13 protein-coding genes and 1 pseudogene are annotated in these 16451 nt (G+C 70.3%); 13 read left to right on the top strand and 1 reads right to left on the bottom strand.

The annotated features are described in order from the left end of the window. Nucleotides 1-76 precede the first annotated feature (76 nt). From FGW31_RS11725 to FGW31_RS11685, 9 genes are all read left to right on the top strand, one after another. The gene (locus FGW31_RS11725; protein ID WP_142193348.1) at nt 77-1879 is read left to right on the top strand and encodes an ABC transporter substrate-binding protein; all 1803 of its coding nucleotides are present in this window, start codon (nt 77-79) and stop codon (nt 1877-1879) included. A 104-nt stretch (nt 1880-1983) separates the two neighbouring features. Next, nucleotides 1984-2961 (top strand): ABC transporter permease, encoded by a 978-nt coding sequence (locus FGW31_RS11720; RefSeq protein WP_142193347.1) that lies wholly within the window; start codon nt 1984-1986, stop codon nt 2959-2961. A gap of 10 nt (nt 2962-2971) precedes the next feature. Next, the gene (locus tag FGW31_RS11715; RefSeq protein ID WP_142193346.1) at nt 2972-4033 is read left to right on the top strand and encodes an ABC transporter ATP-binding protein; all 1062 of its coding nucleotides are present in this window, start codon (nt 2972-2974) and stop codon (nt 4031-4033) included. A gap of 15 nt (nt 4034-4048) precedes the next feature. Further along, entirely contained in the window at nt 4049-5164 is a 1116-nt protein-coding gene (locus tag FGW31_RS11710) for an ABC transporter ATP-binding protein (protein WP_142193345.1), read from the top strand. A gap of 185 nt (nt 5165-5349) precedes the next feature. Beyond that, nucleotides 5350-6981, top strand: coding sequence for a peptide ABC transporter substrate-binding protein (locus FGW31_RS11705; RefSeq protein WP_142193344.1), 1632 nt, complete (start codon nt 5350-5352; stop codon nt 6979-6981). Between the two features lie 6 nt (nt 6982-6987). Next, nucleotides 6988-7911, top strand: a complete 924-nt coding sequence (locus FGW31_RS11700; RefSeq protein WP_142193343.1) for an ABC transporter permease — start codon at nt 6988-6990, stop codon at nt 7909-7911. Beyond that, nucleotides 7904-8884 carry an ABC transporter permease gene (locus FGW31_RS11695; RefSeq protein ID WP_142193342.1) on the top strand — a complete coding sequence of 327 codons (981 nt, stop codon included), beginning with the start codon at nt 7904-7906 and terminating at the stop codon, nt 8882-8884. The genes FGW31_RS11700 and FGW31_RS11695 overlap by 8 nt, the downstream gene beginning before the upstream one ends. A 6-nt stretch (nt 8885-8890) precedes the next feature. Next, complete coding sequence (locus FGW31_RS11690; protein WP_142193341.1) at nt 8891-9865, top strand: ABC transporter ATP-binding protein; 975 nt, start codon at nt 8891-8893, stop codon at nt 9863-9865. Beyond that, on the top strand, nt 9858-10907 hold the full coding sequence (locus FGW31_RS11685) for an ABC transporter ATP-binding protein (protein ID WP_142193340.1): 1050 nt from the start codon (nt 9858-9860) through the stop codon (nt 10905-10907). The genes FGW31_RS11690 and FGW31_RS11685 overlap by 8 nt, the downstream gene beginning before the upstream one ends. A gap of 101 nt (nt 10908-11008) precedes the next feature. Here the strand turns inward: FGW31_RS11685 and FGW31_RS11680 are convergent, their stop codons facing one another. Further along, nucleotides 11009-13147, bottom strand: a complete 2139-nt coding sequence (locus tag FGW31_RS11680) for a S9 family peptidase (RefSeq protein ID WP_142193339.1) — start codon at nt 13145-13147, stop codon at nt 11009-11011. 177 nt (nt 13148-13324) lie between these two features. Here FGW31_RS11680 and FGW31_RS11675 point away from each other — a divergent pair, with 177 nt between their 5' ends. The 4 genes and pseudogenes from FGW31_RS11675 to FGW31_RS11660 all read left to right on the top strand — a co-directional run. Continuing rightward, entirely contained in the window at nt 13325-13519 is a 195-nt protein-coding gene (locus FGW31_RS11675) for a hypothetical protein (protein ID WP_142193338.1), read from the top strand. A 69-nt stretch (nt 13520-13588) separates the two neighbouring features. Then, nucleotides 13589-14452 (top strand): N-acetyl-1-D-myo-inositol-2-amino-2-deoxy-alpha-D-glucopyranoside deacetylase, encoded by an 864-nt coding sequence (gene mshB / locus FGW31_RS11670; RefSeq protein ID WP_142193337.1) that lies wholly within the window; start codon nt 13589-13591, stop codon nt 14450-14452. Further along, nucleotides 14449-14862 carry a DUF6113 family protein gene (locus FGW31_RS11665; protein ID WP_142193336.1) on the top strand — a complete coding sequence of 138 codons (414 nt, stop codon included), beginning with the start codon at nt 14449-14451 and terminating at the stop codon, nt 14860-14862. The genes mshB and FGW31_RS11665 overlap by 4 nt, the downstream gene beginning before the upstream one ends. A 194-nt stretch (nt 14863-15056) precedes the next feature. Then, nucleotides 15057-16451, top strand: a pseudogene (locus tag FGW31_RS11660) (hypothetical protein); the annotation flags it as partial.

Genomic DNA, 16451 nt, shown 5'->3' with positions numbered 1-16451 from the left:
GCCGCCCCCGTGCCGGGCTTCCGGACCGTCAGGCAGCACTCGTGGACAACTATCGACAGGTAGGTGCATCGGCATCATGAAGCCCATCAGAACGCGCACTGCGCGCGCCATCGCCGTGGCCGTCGTGGCCGGCTCGCTGGCGCTCACCGGCTGCTCCGGCGGTAACGGCGGCGGCAGCAAGGGCAAGGACGACTCCAAGTCCCAGAAGGACGCCGCCGAGCAGCAGGATCCGGTCGCCTACGGTGACGCCGCCGCCTCCACCGGCCCGGCCGAGGAGATCGCCGGCGCCAAGTCCGGTGGCTTCATCAACGTCTACATGCAGTCGGACCTGACCCACATGGACCCGGGCCAGATCTACGTCTCCGACGCCGGCCAGTTCGCCAACCTGGTCCACCGCGGTCTGACGAACTTCCAGGAGGACGACGAGGGCAACCTGACCGTCGTCGGTGACATCGCCACCGACTCCGGCCAGTCGTCCGACGGCGGCAAGACCTGGACGTACAAGCTCAAGGACGGCATCAAGGACGAGGACGGCAACGAGATCACCTCGGCCGACGTCCGCCACACCATCGAGCGCCAGTACTCGAAGGTCATCTTCGACGGTCCGACCTACGTCCAGACCTGGCTGTCGGGCCCCGACTACCGCAAGGCGCTGCCGGACGGCCCCTACAAGGGCAAGCACCTGCCGGACTCCGTGCTGGAGACCCCGGACGACAAGACCGTCGTCTTCCACTTCGACCAGCCGCGCCCGGACCTCCCGCAGGCCCTGGCCATGGCCGGTTACGCCATCGTGCCCGAGAAGCAGGACACGAAGGAGAAGTACGACGACGCCCCGGCGGCGCTCGGCCCCTACAAGATAGCCGAGTACAAGTCGGGCAAGTCGATGAAGCTGGTCAAGAACGACCAGTGGGACCCGAAGACGGACTCGGTGCGCCACCAGTACGTCGACGGCTACAACTTCACCAGCACCATCGACCAGCCCAGCCAGACCAAGCGTCTGATCGCCGACCAGGGCGAGGCCAAGAACGCCATCCAGTTCACGGACTCGGTGGACCCGGCCCAGATGTCCACGGTCATCGGCAACGCGGAGACCAAGAAGCGCACCATCCAGGGCTACCAGCCCTACGTGTGGCAGCTGACCTTCAACCTCGACCGGCTGAAGGACAAGAAGATCCGCGACGCGATCACCTACGCCATCCCGAACCAGTCCATGGTCCAGGCGGACGGCGGTCGCTACGGCGGTGAGGTCGCCGGTGGTCTGCTCGCCCCGACCCTGCCGGACTTCGACCCGACGTACGACCCGTTCGGCAAGCTGAAGAAGCCCAACGGCGACCCGGAGAAGGCCAAGGCGCTGCTGAAGGAGGCCGGCTTCAAGGAGGGCACGAAGCTCACCTACGCCTACTCCAACACCCCGCGCGGCCAGGCCCAGATGGTCATCATCAAGGACGCGCTCAACAAGATCGGCTTCGACGTCCAGGCGAAGGAGATCGACCGGGCCAGCTTCTACGAGCAGGTCGGCAAGCTGAAGAACCCGTACGACCTGTACATGACCGGTTGGGGCCAGGACTGGCCGTCCGCCGGTACGGTCATCACCCCGGTCTACGACGGCACGCAGGTCCAGGACGGTGCGTCGAACTACTCGCACATCGACGACGCCCAGGTCAACGAGCTGATCGAGAAGGCTCTGACGCAGGAGCCGGAAGAGGCCGCCAAGACCTGGGAGCAGGCTCACCACCGCATCGTGGAGGAGATCAACCCGGCCGCTCCGGTCTACTACTCGAAGCAGATCCAGCTCTACGGGTCCAACATCGGTGGCGCCCGGTACAGCAACGAGTCGAGCTACATCGACATCAACGACCTGTACCTGAAGAAGCCGTAACCCGTCAGCTCGGCTGACCGCGGGGGTGTGCGCCAGGCGGAGCACACCCCCGCGGACGGTACCCCCTCCCTGCCGCCGCGTTTCGAAGAGAGCATCCACCCGCCATGCTTCAGTTCCTCATCCGCAGGCTGACCGGCGCCGTCGTCATCATGTTCCTGATCGGCGCCTTCACGTTCTTCCTGTTCTATACGATCCCCCAGGACTTCGCTGCGCTGTCCTGCGGCAAGAACTGCTCGCCGGAGAACCTCGCGGTGATCCGCGAGAACCTGGGCCTGGACAAGCCCATCACCACCCAGTTCTGGGAGTTCATGTCGGGCATCGTGGCCGGCCGTGACTTCCCGCAGGGGCACTGCTCCGCGCCGTGCCTGGGTGTCTCCTTCGACAGCGGCGACTTCGTCTGGGACTCCATCGTCGACCGCTTCCCGCTGACGCTGTCGCTGACCGTCGGCGGTCTGGTCATCTTCCTGACCCTGGGCCTCGGCTCGGGTCTGCTCGCCGCCTGGAAGCGCGGCACCATGATCGACAAGCTCGTCAGCGGTGCCTCGATCGTGCTCAGCTCGTTCCAGATCTACCTGCTCGGCCCGATCGTGCTCGGCATCCTGGTCTACAGCACCGGCCTCATGGAGAACCCCAAGTACCACCCCTTCACCGAGAACCCGGCCACCTGGGCGCTCGGCCTGCTCATCCCCTGGGCGGTGATGGCCACCATCTTCACCGCGCAGTACACGCGTATGTCGCGCTCGACCATGATCGAGCAGCTCCAGGAGGAGCACGTCCGCACGGCGCGCGCCAAGGGCATGTCCCAGCGGTACGTCTTCTTCCGCTACGCCTGGCGCGGCTCGCTCATCCCGATCGTCACCATCCTCGGCATCGACCTGAGCGCGCTGCTGGCCGGCGCCGTGGTCACCGAGTTCACCTTCGACCTGCCCGGCCTCGGCCGTCTCGCGGTCGAGTCCTCGGTGACGAAGGACCTGCCGCTGACGATGGGCATCATGCTGTTCGGGGCCTTCTTCATCCTGCTCCTGAACATCGTCGTCGACCTCGCGTACGCCTACATCGACCCGCGCGTGCGGCTCAGCTAGGAGAAACACCGTGACCACTCTGACCAAGACCGAAGGTGAGAAGGCCCCGACCGGGCCGGATTCCTTCCTCTCGGTCCGCGACCTGCGGGTGCGGTTCTCCACTGAGGACGGCATCGTCAAGGCGGTCGACGGGCTGTCCTTCGACGTCGAACGCGGCAAGACCCTCGGCATCGTGGGCGAGTCGGGCTCCGGCAAGTCCGTCACCAACCTGACGGTCCTCGGCCTGCACAACCCCAAGACCACCACCGTCGAGGGCGAGATCCTCCTCGACGGTCAGGAGCTGGTCACCGCCTCCGAGAAGGAGATGGAGAAGCTCCGCGGCAACAAGGTCGCGATGATCTTCCAGGACCCGCTGACGGCGCTCTCGCCGTACTACACGGTGGGCCGGCAGATCGCCGAGCCGTTCATGAAGCACACCGGCGCCTCCAAGAAGGAGGCCCGGGAACGGGCGATCGAGATGCTGACCAAGGTCGGCATCCCGCAGCCCAAGACCCGCGTGGACGACTACCCGCACCAGTTCTCCGGCGGTATGCGCCAGCGCGCCATGATCGCCATGGCGCTGGTCTGCGACCCCGACCTGCTGATCGCGGACGAGCCGACCACGGCCCTGGACGTGACGGTACAGGCGCAGATCCTGGACCTGCTCAAGGACCTCCAGCAGGAGTTCGGCTCCGCGATCGTCTTCATCACCCACGACCTCGGCGTCATCTCCGACATGGCCGACGACCTGCTGGTGATGTACTCGGGCCGGGCCGTGGAGCGCGGCAGCGTCCGCGAGGTGCTGCGCGAGCCCAAGCACCCCTACACCTGGGGCCTGCTCAGCTCGATGCCGCGCCTCGGCGGCGACACCTCCCAGGCCCTCAACCCGATCCCCGGATCCCCGCCCAGCCTGCTGAACCCGCCCTCCGGCTGCCCCTTCCACCCGCGCTGCGCCTTCACCGGCGAGGTGCAGGGCAGCCTGTGCAGCACCGAGCGTCCCGCGCTCGGCGAAGGCCGCGCCAGCGCGTGCCATCTGACGGCGGAGCAGAAGCAGACCATATTCATCGACACGATCCAGCCCCGGCTGCGCTAGGGAGAGATCCGAGACATGAGCGACAACCTCACCCTCCCCGCACAGCAGGGCTCCACCGGCGCGTCCACCGAGGCGCTGCTGACGGTGGAGGGCCTGACCAAACACTTCCCGATCTACGGCGGCTTCCCGATCAAACGGAAGGTCGGCGCCGTGCAGGCCGTCGACAACGTCGACCTGACCGTCGGCGTCGGCGAGAGCGTCGGCCTGGTGGGTGAGTCGGGCTGCGGCAAGTCGACCACGGGCCGGCTCATCACCCGGCTCCTGGAACCGACCGGCGGCAAGATCCTCTACGCGGGCCAGGACATCACGCACGCCAAGCGCAGGCAGCTGGCGCCGGTCCGGTCCGAGATCCAGATGATCTTCCAGGACCCGTACTCGTCGCTGAACCCGCGGCAGACCGTCGGCACGATCATCAAGTCGCCGATGGAGGTCAACGGGATCAACCCGGCGGGCGGCCGGGAGAAGAAGGTCCGCGAGCTGCTCGAGCTCGTCGGCCTCAACCCGGAGCACTACAACCGCTTCCCGCACGAGTTCTCCGGCGGCCAGCGCCAGCGCATCGGCGTCGCCCGCGCCCTGGCGCTCAACCCGAAGCTGATCGTCGCGGACGAGCCGGTCTCCGCGCTGGACGTGTCGATCCAGGCGCAGGTCGTCAACCTGCTGCAGAAGGTCCAGGAAGAGCTGGGCATCGCCTTCCTGTTCATCGCCCACGACCTGGCGGTGGTGCGGCACTTCTCGCAGCGCGTGGCCGTGATGTACCTCGGCAAGGTCGTCGAGGTCGGTGACCGGGACTCCATCTACAACCGGCCCCGGCACCCGTACACCCACGCGCTGCTGTCGGCCGTGCCCGAGGTGGCCATGGACGACGAGACGGAGAACCGGGAGCGCATCCGGCTCTACGGCGACGTCCCCTCGCCGATCATGCCGCCGTCCGGCTGCCGCTTCCGCACCCGCTGCTGGAAGGCGCAGGACAAGTGCGCGACCGAGGAGCCGCCGCTGGTGCAGATCTCCGGCAACCGTGAGGGCCACCTGACGGCCTGCCACTTCCCGGAGGAGCCGAGCACCGGGGCCCGTACCGAGGACATCGTCCTCGACCCGGCCCTGAAGGCCCTGGAGGACGTCGAGAAGGACTGACGCCCCGTCGTACGCAGCGGCTGCCGTCCGCCTCCCCGTGAGGCGGACGGCAGCCGTTCGTCGTCCGCGTGCCCCGTACGTACATATGGCTGGTGTCCGGCACGGACAGGTGCCGTGCGTGTGCGGGACGGATCTCTTGCGCCGATATTGGCGTCAGGGACCAGCGCACGTACGAGGAGGCACCCATGCGCGGAGCCATGCACGCCCGATGGGCCGCCTGTGCGGTGGCGGTCGCTCTCGCCGCGACCGCCTGCGGCGGCGGGAACGGCGGCGGCAGCGGCGACGCCGGTGCCGTGCTGAGCGCCTCCTGGGGCGACCCGCAGAACCCGCTGGAGCCGGCCAACACCAACGAGGTGCAGGGCGGCAAGGTCCTCGACATGATCTTCCGCGGGCTGAAGCGCTACGACCCGGAGACCGGCGAGGCGAAGGACATGCTCGCCGAGAGGATCGAGACCTCCGACTCGCGGAACTTCCGCATCACCGTCAAGGACGGCTGGACCTTCAGCAACGGCGAGAAGGTCACCGCCCGCTCCTTCGTGGACGCCTGGAACTACGGCGCGAGCCTGAGGAACAACCAGCGCAACTCCTACTTCTTCGGCTACATCGAGGGCTACGACAAGGTCCACCCCGAGGACGGCGGCAAGCAGACCGCCGACACCCTCTCCGGGCTGAAGGTCGTCGACGAGCGGACCTTCACCGTGAAGCTCACCCAGACCTTCTCGACCTTCCCCGACACCCTCGGCTACAACGCCTTCGCCCCGCTGCCCCGCGCCTTCTTCGACGACCACGACGCCTGGGTCAGGAAGCCCGTCGGCAACGGCCCGTACCGGGTCGAGTCCTACACCCGCGGCTCGCAGATGTCCCTGCGCACCTGGGAGGACTACCCCGGCGAGGACAAGGCGCAGAACGGAGGCGTGGACCTGAAGGTCTACACCGACAACAACACCGCCTACACCGACCTGATGGCCGGCAACCTCGACCTGGTGGACGACGTCCCGGCGGCCCAGCTGAAGAACGTGAAGAACGACCTCGGCGACCGCTACCTCAACACGCCCGCCGGCATCATCCAGACCCTCGCCTTCCCCTACTACGACGACGCCTGGAACAAACCCGGCACGGAGAAGGTCCGCAAGGGCCTGTCCATGGCGATCGACCGGAAGCAGATCACCGACACGATCTTCCAGAAGACCCGCACCCCCGCCACCGACTGGACCTCACCCGTCCTCGGCGAGGACGGCGGCTTCGCGGAGGGCCTGTGCGGCGAGGCCTGCGAGTACCGGCCCGACGAGGCGAAGAAGCTCATCGAGGAGGGCGGCGGCCTGCCCGGCGGCCGGGTGACGATCACCTTCAACGCGGACACCGGTTCGCACCGCGAATGGGTCAACGCCGTCTGCAACTCCATCAACAACGCGCTGGACAACGAGCGCGCCTGCACCGCCAACCCGGTCGGCACCTTCGCCGACTTCCGCAACCAGATCACCGGCCGGAAGATGGGCGGCCCGTTCCGCGCCGGCTGGCAGATGGACTACCCGCTCATCCAGAACTTCCTCCAGCCGCTCTACTACACCAACGCCTCCTCCAACGACGGCAAATGGTCCGACAAGGAGTTCGACCGCCTCGTCGACCGCGCCAACCAGGAGACCGACACCGCCGAGGCGATCAAGCTGTTCCAGCAGGCCGAGGAGGTCGTCCGGGACAGGATGGCCGCCATCCCGCTCTGGTACCAGAACGGCAGCGCCGGCTGGTCGGAACGGCTCTCCGACGTCAAGCTCAACCCGTTCAGCGTCCCCGTGTACGACCAGATCAAGGTGAGCTGATCCGCCATGGGACGCTATGTCGTCCGGCGTCTGCTCCAGATGATCCCGGTGTTCGTCGGGGCCACGCTGCTGATCTTCCTGATGGTCAACGTGATGGGCGACCCCATCGCCGGCCTGTGCGGGGAACGCCGCTGCGACCCGGCGACCGCCGCCCAGCTGAAGCGCGAGTTCGGCCTCGACAAACCGGTCTGGCAGCAATACCTGACGTACATGGGGAACGTCTTCACCGGCGACTTCGGCACGGCCTTCAACGGCCAGGAGGTCACCGAGCTGATGTCGACGGCGTTCCCCGTCACCATCCGCCTCACGCTGATCGCGATCCTCTTCGAGATCGTCATCGGCATCACCCTCGGCGTGGTCACCGGGCTGCGCCGGGGCCGCCCCGTGGACAGCGGCGTCCTGCTGCTCACCCTGGTCGTCATCTCCGTGCCCACCTTCGTCACCGGCCTGCTGCTCCAGCTGCTGCTCGGCGTGAAGTGGGGATGGATCCGGCCGTCGGTCTCCTCCGAGGCGCCCTTCGACGAGCTGATCCTGCCCGGCCTGGTGCTGGCCTCGGTGTCGCTGGCGTACGTCACCCGGCTGACCCGCACCTCCATCGCCGAGAACCGCCGCTCCGACTACGTCCGCACCGCCGTCGCCAAGGGCCTGCCCCGGCACCGGGTGGTCGTGCGGCACCTGCTGCGCAACTCGCTCATCCCGGTGGTCACGTTCATCGGCGCCGACATCGGCTTCCTCATGGGCGGCGCGATCGTCACCGAGCGGATCTTCAACATCCACGGCGTCGGCTACCAGCTCTACCAGGGTATTCTGCGGCAGAACACCCAGACGGTGGTCGGCTTCGTCACCGTGCTCGTGCTGGTCTTCCTGGTCGCCAACCTGGTCGTGGACCTCCTCTACGCCGTACTCGACCCGAGGATCCGCTATGCCTGACCAGCACCACGAACCCGAGCACGCCGTCGCGGGAACCGGGATGGGGGGCACCATGGACCTCGGCGTGGACGAGGCCGAGACCCTGGAGCGGCGGCCGACCGGCCCGGACGGCACCGGACCGCAGGGCAGACCGCGCTCGCTGTGGTCCGACGCCTGGCGCGACCTGCGCCGCAACCCCGTCTTCATCGTCTCCGGCCTGGTCATCCTCTTCCTGGTCCTCATCTCGCTGTGGCCCTCCGCGATCGCCTCCGGCAGCCCTCTCGCCTGCGACCTGTCCAAGGCCCAGCAAGGCTCCAGCGCCGGCCACCCCTTCGGCTTCGACGGCCAGGGCTGCGACGTCTACACCCGCACCGTCTACGGCGCCCGCACCTCCGTCGCGGTCGGCGTCCTCGCCACCCTCGGCGTCGCCGTCCTGGGCAGCGTCCTGGGCGCCCTGGCGGGCTACTTCGGCGGCATCTGGGACTCGGTCCTGTCCCGGATCACCGACGTCTTCTTCGCCATCCCCGTCGTCCTCGGCGGACTGGTGCTGCTGTCCGTCATCACCAGCAACACCGTCTGGCCGGTCATCGGGTTCATCGTGCTGCTCGGCTGGCCGCAGCTCTCCCGCATCGCCCGCGGCGCCGTCATCACCGCCAAGCAGAACGACTACGTGCAGGCCGCGCGGGCCCTCGGCGCCTCCCACTCCCGGCTGATGCTGCGGCACATCGCGCCCAACGCCGTCGCCCCCGTCATCGTCGTCGCGACCATCGCGCTCGGCACCTACATCGCCCTGGAGGCGACCCTGTCCTACCTCGGCGTCGGTCTGAAGCCGCCCAGCGTCTCCTGGGGCATCGACATCTCCGCGGCCTCCCCGTACATCCGCAACGCCCCGCACGCGCTGCTGTGGCCCTCCGGGGCCCTCGCGGTGACCGTGCTGGCGTTCATCATGCTCGGCGACGCGGTGCGCGACGCCCTCGACCCGAAGCTGAGGTGAGCCGCCGTGCTGCTCGAAGTCCGTGACCTGCACGTGGAGTTCCGCACCCGGGACGGGGTCGCGAAGGCCGTCAACGGCGTCAGCTACGGCGTCGACGCCAGCGAGACGCTGGCCGTGCTCGGCGAGTCCGGCTCCGGCAAGTCGGTGACCGCCCAGGCCGTCATGGGCATCCTCGACATGCCGCCCGGCCGCATCACCGGCGGCGAGGTCGTCTTCCGCGGGCGGGACCTGCTGCAGCTCAAGGAGGACGAACGCCGCAAGGTCCGCGGCGCCGAGATGGCGATGATCTTCCAGGACGCGTTGTCGTCCCTGAACCCCGTGCTCACCGTCGGCGACCAGCTCGGCGAGATGTTCACCGTGCACCGCGGGATGTCGCGCAAGGACGCGCGGGCCAAGGCAGTCGAGCTGATGGACCGGGTGCGCATCCCCGCCGCCCGGGAGCGCGTGAAGCAGTACCCGCACCAGTTCTCCGGCGGCATGCGCCAGCGCATCATGATCGCGATGGCGCTGGCCCTCGAACCGGCCCTGATCATCGCCGACGAACCGACCACCGCGCTCGACGTCACCGTCCAGGCACAGGTCATGGACCTGCTCGCGGACCTCCAGCGCGAGTACCACATGGGTCTGATCCTCATCACCCACGACCTGGGTGTGGTCGCCGACGTCGCCGACCGCATCGCCGTGATGTACGCGGGCCGCATCGTGGAGTCGGCCCCCGTGCACGACATCTACAAGGCCCCCGCCCACCCCTACACGCGCGGCCTGCTGGAGTCCATCCCCCGCCTGGACCTCAAGGGTCGGGAGCTGTACGCCATCAAGGGCCTGCCGCCCAACCTCACGCAGATCCCGCCGGGCTGCGCCTTCCACCCGCGCTGCCCGCTGGCCCGGGACGTCTGCCGCACCGACGAGCCCCCGCTGTACGAGGTCTCGGCGACCCGCGGGAGCGCCTGCCACTTCTGGAGGGAGTGCCTGGATGGCTGAGCCGATCCTCGAGGTCAGCGACCTGGTCAAGCACTACCCGCTCACGCAGGGCGTCGTGTTCCGCAAGCAGGTCGGCGCCGTGCGCGCGGTCGACGGGGTGGACTTCCGCCTCGGCCGGGGCGAGACGCTGGGCATCGTCGGCGAGTCCGGCTGCGGCAAGTCGACGGTCGCGAAGATGCTGGTCAACCTGGAGCGGCCGACGGCCGGTTCGATCCGCTACAAGGGCGAGGACATCACCCGGCTGTCGGGCCGGGCGCTCAAGGCGGTCCGCCGCAACATCCAGATGGTCTTCCAGGACCCGTACACCTCGCTCAACCCCCGGATGACGGTGGGCGACATCGTCGGGGAGCCGTTCGACATCCACCCGGAGGCGGCTCCCAAGGGCGACCGGCGCCGGAAGGTCCAGGAGCTGCTGGACGTCGTCGGCCTCAACCCGGAGTACGTCAACCGCTATCCGCACCAGTTCTCCGGCGGCCAGCGCCAGCGCATCGGCATCGCCCGCGGGCTGGCGCTGCGCCCGGAGGTGATCGTCGCCGACGAGCCGGTCTCGGCGCTGGACGTCTCGGTGCAGGCCCAGGTCATCAACCTGATGGACCGGCTGCAGAGCGAGTTCGACCTGTCCTACGTCTTCATCGCGCACGACCTGTCGATCGTGCGGCACATCTCCAACCGGGTCGCGGTGATGTACCTCGGCCGGATCGTGGAGACCGGCACCGACACCGAGATCTACGAGCACCCCACCCACCCGTACACCCAGGCGCTGCTGTCCGCCGTGCCCGTGCCGGACCCGGAGGCCAGGGAGCACCGCGAACGGATCATCCTCAGCGGCGACGTCCCGTCCCCGACGGACATCCCTTCCGGCTGCCGCTTCCGCACCCGCTGCTGGAAGGCGCAGGAGCGCTGCGCGCGGGAGGTGCCGGCGCTGGCGGTGCCCGCCTGGTTCCGTACGGAGGGCGGCCCGGCGGCGCACGACTCGGCCTGTCACTTCGCGGCGGAGAAGCAGGTGGTCCCGGTGGAGCCACACGGCAGCGGGCCGGGGTGACATGGCGCACCCCGGCCCGCTCAACGGCACCCGCACGGCCGTACGCTGAACAGCCTCGCGTGTCCGTATATCGGTACCGCTTCCGTGAAGTTGCCTGTGTGTTAACGCACTTCGTCCCCGTTTGCCGGGGCGAGCGCCCGCTTGAGGAAGTCCAGCTGGAGGCGGAGCAGGTTCTCGGCGACCTCCTCCTGCGGGGTCATGTGCGTGACGCCGGACAGGGGCAGCACCTCGTGCGGCCGGCCCGCCGCCAGCAGCGCCGAGGACAGGCGCAGTGAGTGGGCGACCACCACGTTGTCGTCCGCCAGCCCGTGGATGATCATCATCGGGCGGTGCGGCTCGGCGGCGTCGACCAGGCCCGCGTCGTCGATCAGCGAGTTGCGGCGGTAGACCTCCGGCTGCTCGCCCGGGTGCCCGAGGTAGCGCTCCTGGTAGTGGGTGTCGTACAGGCGCAGGTCGGTGACCGGGGCGCCCACCACGGCCGCGTGGAAGACGTCCGGGCGGCGCAGCACCGCGAGGGCCGCGAGGTAACCGCCGAAGGACCAGCCCCGTACGGCGACCCGGCTCAGGTCGAGCGGGAAGTCGGCGGCGAGCGCCCGGAGCGCGTCGACCTGGTCCTGGACGACGGTCGCGGCCACGTCGTCCTTGATGGACTTCTCCCAGGCGGGGGAGCGGCCCGGTGTGCCGCGGCCGTCCGCGACGATCACGGCGAAGCCCTGGTCGGCGAACCACTGCGAGGTCAGATGGGCGTTGTGGGTGGCCACCACCCGCTGTCCGTGCGGGCCACCGTAGGGGTCCATGAGGACCGGCAGGAGGGTGTCACCGGCGTAGTCCCGAGGCATAAGCACGGCGCACGGGATTCGGCGTGCGCCCCCCTGTGTCAGGGTCACGCGGGGGGACATACCGGGGTGTTCGGCGTACGACGGGACAGTCGCCGTCGGTTTCCCGTCACGCAGGATCCGCACCCGCGCACCCGGCACGTCCGGCGTCGCCGAGACGAGCACGGTCACCCCCGCCGCCCGGACCGCCGAGTGCACGCCGGGCTCCTGCGAGACGCGCTCCACGCCCAGCTCGTTCACCCGGTACACGTGCACCTCACCGGTCTCCGGCGCGGCCGCCTCCTCGCCCGCCGACGCCGAGACCAGCACGTCGTCGTCGGAGACGTCGAGCACCGCCCGGATGTGCAACTGCGGGCCGGTCAGCGGGCGTTCACCCACGGCGAGTCGTCGTGCGCCGGCCTCGTCCGCGATCCGCACCAGCTGCCCGGAAGGGCTCCAGCACGGAACCCCGGGGAAAAGTTCAAGCCAACTTGGATCTTCGTCGGCGTGCACCATCCGGGTCTGCCCGGAGTCCGGGTCCACGGCCAGGATCAGCTGACTGCGCTGGTCGCGCGCCTGGACGAGCAACAGCGGGGCACCCGCCGCTGACCAGTGCACACGCGCGAGATAGGGGTAGCGGGCACGGTCCCAGGAGACCTCCATGCGCTCCCCGTCCAGCCCGATCACGAACAGCCGTACGTCCGCGTTCGCGGTCCCCGCCGCCGGGTAGCGGACGCGGCTCGGCTCACGGTCCGGGTGGGCCGGATCGGAGATCCACCACCGCTCCACCGGCGTGTCGTCCACGCGCGCCACCAGCAGCCGGTCCGACTCCGGAGACCACCAGAAACCCCGCGAACGCCCCATCTCCTCGGCCGCGACGAACTCGGCCAGGCCGTAGGTGACGTCCTCCGCCTCCGGCGTCGCGAGCGCGCGGTCCTCCGCGCCCTCCGCGCCGACCACCCGCAGCGCACCGCGCGCCACATAGGCGATGTGCCGCCCGTCGGGCGACGGCCGGGGGTCGATCACCGGCCCCGGCGCGGGCAGTTCACGCGCCGTCCCGGCCCGCAGCTCGGCCGTGAAGAGCCGCCCCGACAAGGCGAAGGACGCCAACTCCACGGCCGTGTCGGTGGCGTAGCCGACGATGCCGGCACCACCCTCCCGGCTCCGTTCGCGCCGCGCGCGCTCCTGCGCGGAGAGCTGCTCGGAGGCGCCGCCCAGGAGGGTGTGCGGGTCGGCGGCCACGCGCTCCCCGCCCCCCTCCGTATCGAGGACCCACAGCGAATTCGCCCGGTCCGTACCGGAAGTGGAGCGCAGGAACACGACGCGCGAGCCGTCGGGCGCCACGGTGAACGAACGCGGCGCGCCGAGCGTGAAGCGCTGGGTGCGGGCGTGCCGTCGGGGGAAGGAGTCAGCCTCGGTCGTCATGCCCTGACCATATTGGCCATGCGCCCCCTTGTGCGGCCGTGCGCCGATCGATGCGCACGTACGGAAAGTTATGATCGTTAGCGCATAGTGGGTATGAACCTGCTGGCCGCTGTGTGAATTTATCTGCCCCCATATTCCTACCCCCCCGCGTCCTGGGATCCTTGGAGGTGAGCCGCCGTGGCACTCTCGATTTCGGCGGTGGTGCTGCTGGCGATCATCGTCTTCCTGCTGATCAAGAAGTCAGGACTGAAAGCAGGGCACGCCGTGGTGTGCATGCTGCTCGGCTTCTACCTCGCCTCCTCGACGATGGCGCCCACGATCAGCGAGCTGACGAGCAACATCGCGGGGATGATCGGCAGCATAAACTTCTGATCACGCGCCCGGCCGCCCGGCCGGGACGGTGCCGTGGGCCCCGGCGACGGGGCCTCGTAGGGTGATCCCATGACGGACATGCCCGACCGGCGTCTGCTGCTGGTGCACGCTCACCCGGACGACGAGTCGATCAACAACGGCGCGACGATGGCCCGGTACGCCGCCGAGGGTGCGCACGTGACGCTGGTCACCTGCACCCTGGGTGAGCGCGGCGAGGTCATCCCGCCGGAGCTCGGTCACCTGAGCGGGGCAGCACTCGGCGGGCACCGGCTCGCCGAGCTGAAGGACGCCATGGGTGCGCTCGGCGTCGCGGACTTCCGGCTGCTCGGCGGCGCCGGACGGTACTGCGACTCCGGCATGATGGGGCTGCCCGACAACGACGACCCCGCCTGCTTCTGGCGGGCCGACGTCGACCAGGCCGCCGGACTGCTCGCCGAGGTGATCCGCGAGGTGCGCCCGCACGTCCTCGTCACCTACGACGACAACGGCGGCTACGGCCACCCCGACCACATCCAGGCGCACCGCGTCGCCATGCGCGCCGTGGAACTCGCCGCCGGCACCGGCTGGGACATCCCCAAGGTCTACTGGAACCGGGTGCCCCGCTCCGTCGCCGACGCGTCCTTCGCGCGCCTGCACGCCGACCTGCCCGGCCTGCCCTTCGAGCGGGCCGCCACCGTCGACGACGTACCGGGCGTCGTCCCCGACGAGCAGGTCACCACCGCGATCGACGGCACCGCGCACGCCGCCGCCAAGGCCGCCGCGATGCGCGCCCACGCCACCCAGATCACCGTGGCCGAGCCGTACTTCGTGCTCTCCAACGCACTCGCCCAGCCCCTCTTCACCACCGAGTACTACGAGCTGGTGCGCGGCGAACGTCCCGAAGAGCGCGAGAACGACCTGTTCGCCGGGCTCGTCCCCGGGGAGGCGTCATGAGCGGCGACCGGACACCCCTGATGGCGCAGCCGCTGCGTGCGCCCTCCGCCGGACGGATCGCCGCCTTCCTGGGACTGTTCGTGCTCGGTGCCGTCGTGGGCGTGGCGGGCGCGCTGGTGCAGCCCGCCTGGTTCCCCGGCGGGCTGCTGCTCGCCCTCGCCGGTGAGGCCGGACTGTGCCTCGGGGCGTCCCGCGCCCTGGGCAGCCGGGCCGGGGCCGCGTCGGCGGCCGGCGGCTGGATGCTCGTCGTCGTCCTGCTCACGGCCAGCCGTCCGGAGGGCGACTTCTTCTTCGCCGCCGGCGGCGGTTCCTACCTCTTCCTGCTCGGCGGCATCGCCGTCGCTGTGATCTGCGCCACCCTCGTTCCAGGGCGGCAACCGGACGGCCGTCCCGCCCGACTTGGCAAGTGACGTACCACTTCGCCGTGTCATGGGCGTGGGGGTCCCGTGTGGGTTTCGCCTGCGGTCCTGGGATAAGGGCCGTATGCGGCCAGTAAGGTGGTGCGCGCCGCCGAGCCTCCCCCGCACTCTCGGCTCCGTTCCGAGTTGGGGGACCCCTACCGTGAGGTCGTGACGGGCGGCGGAGCCAACCGGGAGAACCTGCCTTGAGTCGTGAAACTGACACTCCGTCCTCCGGGCCCAACGGGCACGGCGGAGCCGCCTACCCGTCGGGCACCCCGCCCTACGGCATCCCGGCGGTTCCGGACGAGGGCACGGGCGCGGGCCGGCCGGCCACGCGGCCGGAGGACCGCAAGACCGAGACCACGCTGACGACCCGCATCCGGATCAACATCCCCGGATCGCGGCCCATTCCGCCGGTCGTCGTGCGCAAGCCGGTCACCGACGCGGAGAGCAAGGACGCCACCGACGGCGAAGCGCCGGCCCCCGCTCCCGCGCCGTCCGCCGACGCGGCCCGGCCCGCCGCACCGCCGGCCCGCCCCGCACCGCAGCCGGCCGAGGACAAGCCGGCCAGCGACTGGTTCGCGCCGCGCAAGTCGGGCGCGGGCAAGGGCGGTCAGGGCGGCGCCTCCGGCAACGGAGCGAGCGCGTCCGGCGGTTCCGGCACGGGCGGCGGGACCCAGGGAGGCTCCGCACCCGCAGGAGCCCCCGGCGCCGCGTCTCCCGGTGCCCGTCCCGGTGCCGGGCGCCCGGGCGGTGTGGTCGGCTCCATGAGCGCGCCGGGCGGCGCCCGTCCCGGCGCCGCGAAGGGCCCCGGCGCCACCGGGCCCACCGGCGGGCCGGTCGCCCCGGGACACGGCGGCGGCACCGGCTCCTTCGACGTCACCGAGGCGCTGGCGGGCGGCGCCCGTCCCGGCACGGGGCACGGCGGCGAGCCGCGCCGCGACGATCCGCCGTACTTCCCGGACGAGGCGCCCGGCGGCCACAACGGACAGCGTCCCGCGGCCGGACCGGGCGGTGGGCCCGGCTACGGCGGTCAGGGCCACCCCGGCGGCTCGCAGGCCCCGGCGGGCCCGACCGGCGGTCCCGTCACCGGCGACGGCCCGATGACCCCGCCGGGCGGTCCCGGCGCGCCGTCCGCGGCGGGCGCCGCGATCTTCGCCGAGCCGGGCCGGCCCGGCGGTGCCGGCAACCCCGGCGGCGGACTGAGCGACGACACCGCCGTCCTCACCCCGCAGAAGCCCGCCGAACCGGGCACCCCGGGCTACGGCCCCCGCCACGACAACGTCTCCGGGCACACCGTCACCAGCGGCATCCCGGTCGTCCCGCCGGGCCCGTCCTTCGGCGCGGGCGGCGCACCCTCGGACGGCCCCCTGCCGCACACGCCGCCCAAGCTGCCCGAACCGGTCTCCCCGCCCCCGGCCGGCTCCTCGAAGCCGGCGAAGAAGAAGGGGCGCAACAAGCTGGTCCTGCTCTGCGGCTGCGTGGTCTTCCTCGGCGGCGTGGCCTACGGCGCGGGCCTGCTGATGAACCACTCCGACGTGCCCAAGGGCACCGCCGTGCTCGGCGTCGAGATCGGCGGCGGCACCCGCGACGAGGCC

This window comes from Streptomyces calvus (genome assembly GCF_006782915.1).
GTDB classification, from domain to species: domain Bacteria; phylum Actinomycetota; class Actinomycetes; order Streptomycetales; family Streptomycetaceae; genus Streptomyces; species Streptomyces calvus.
The sequence above is the reverse complement of the archived record's forward strand: the minus strand, read 5'-3'. Positions and strand labels throughout refer to the sequence as shown.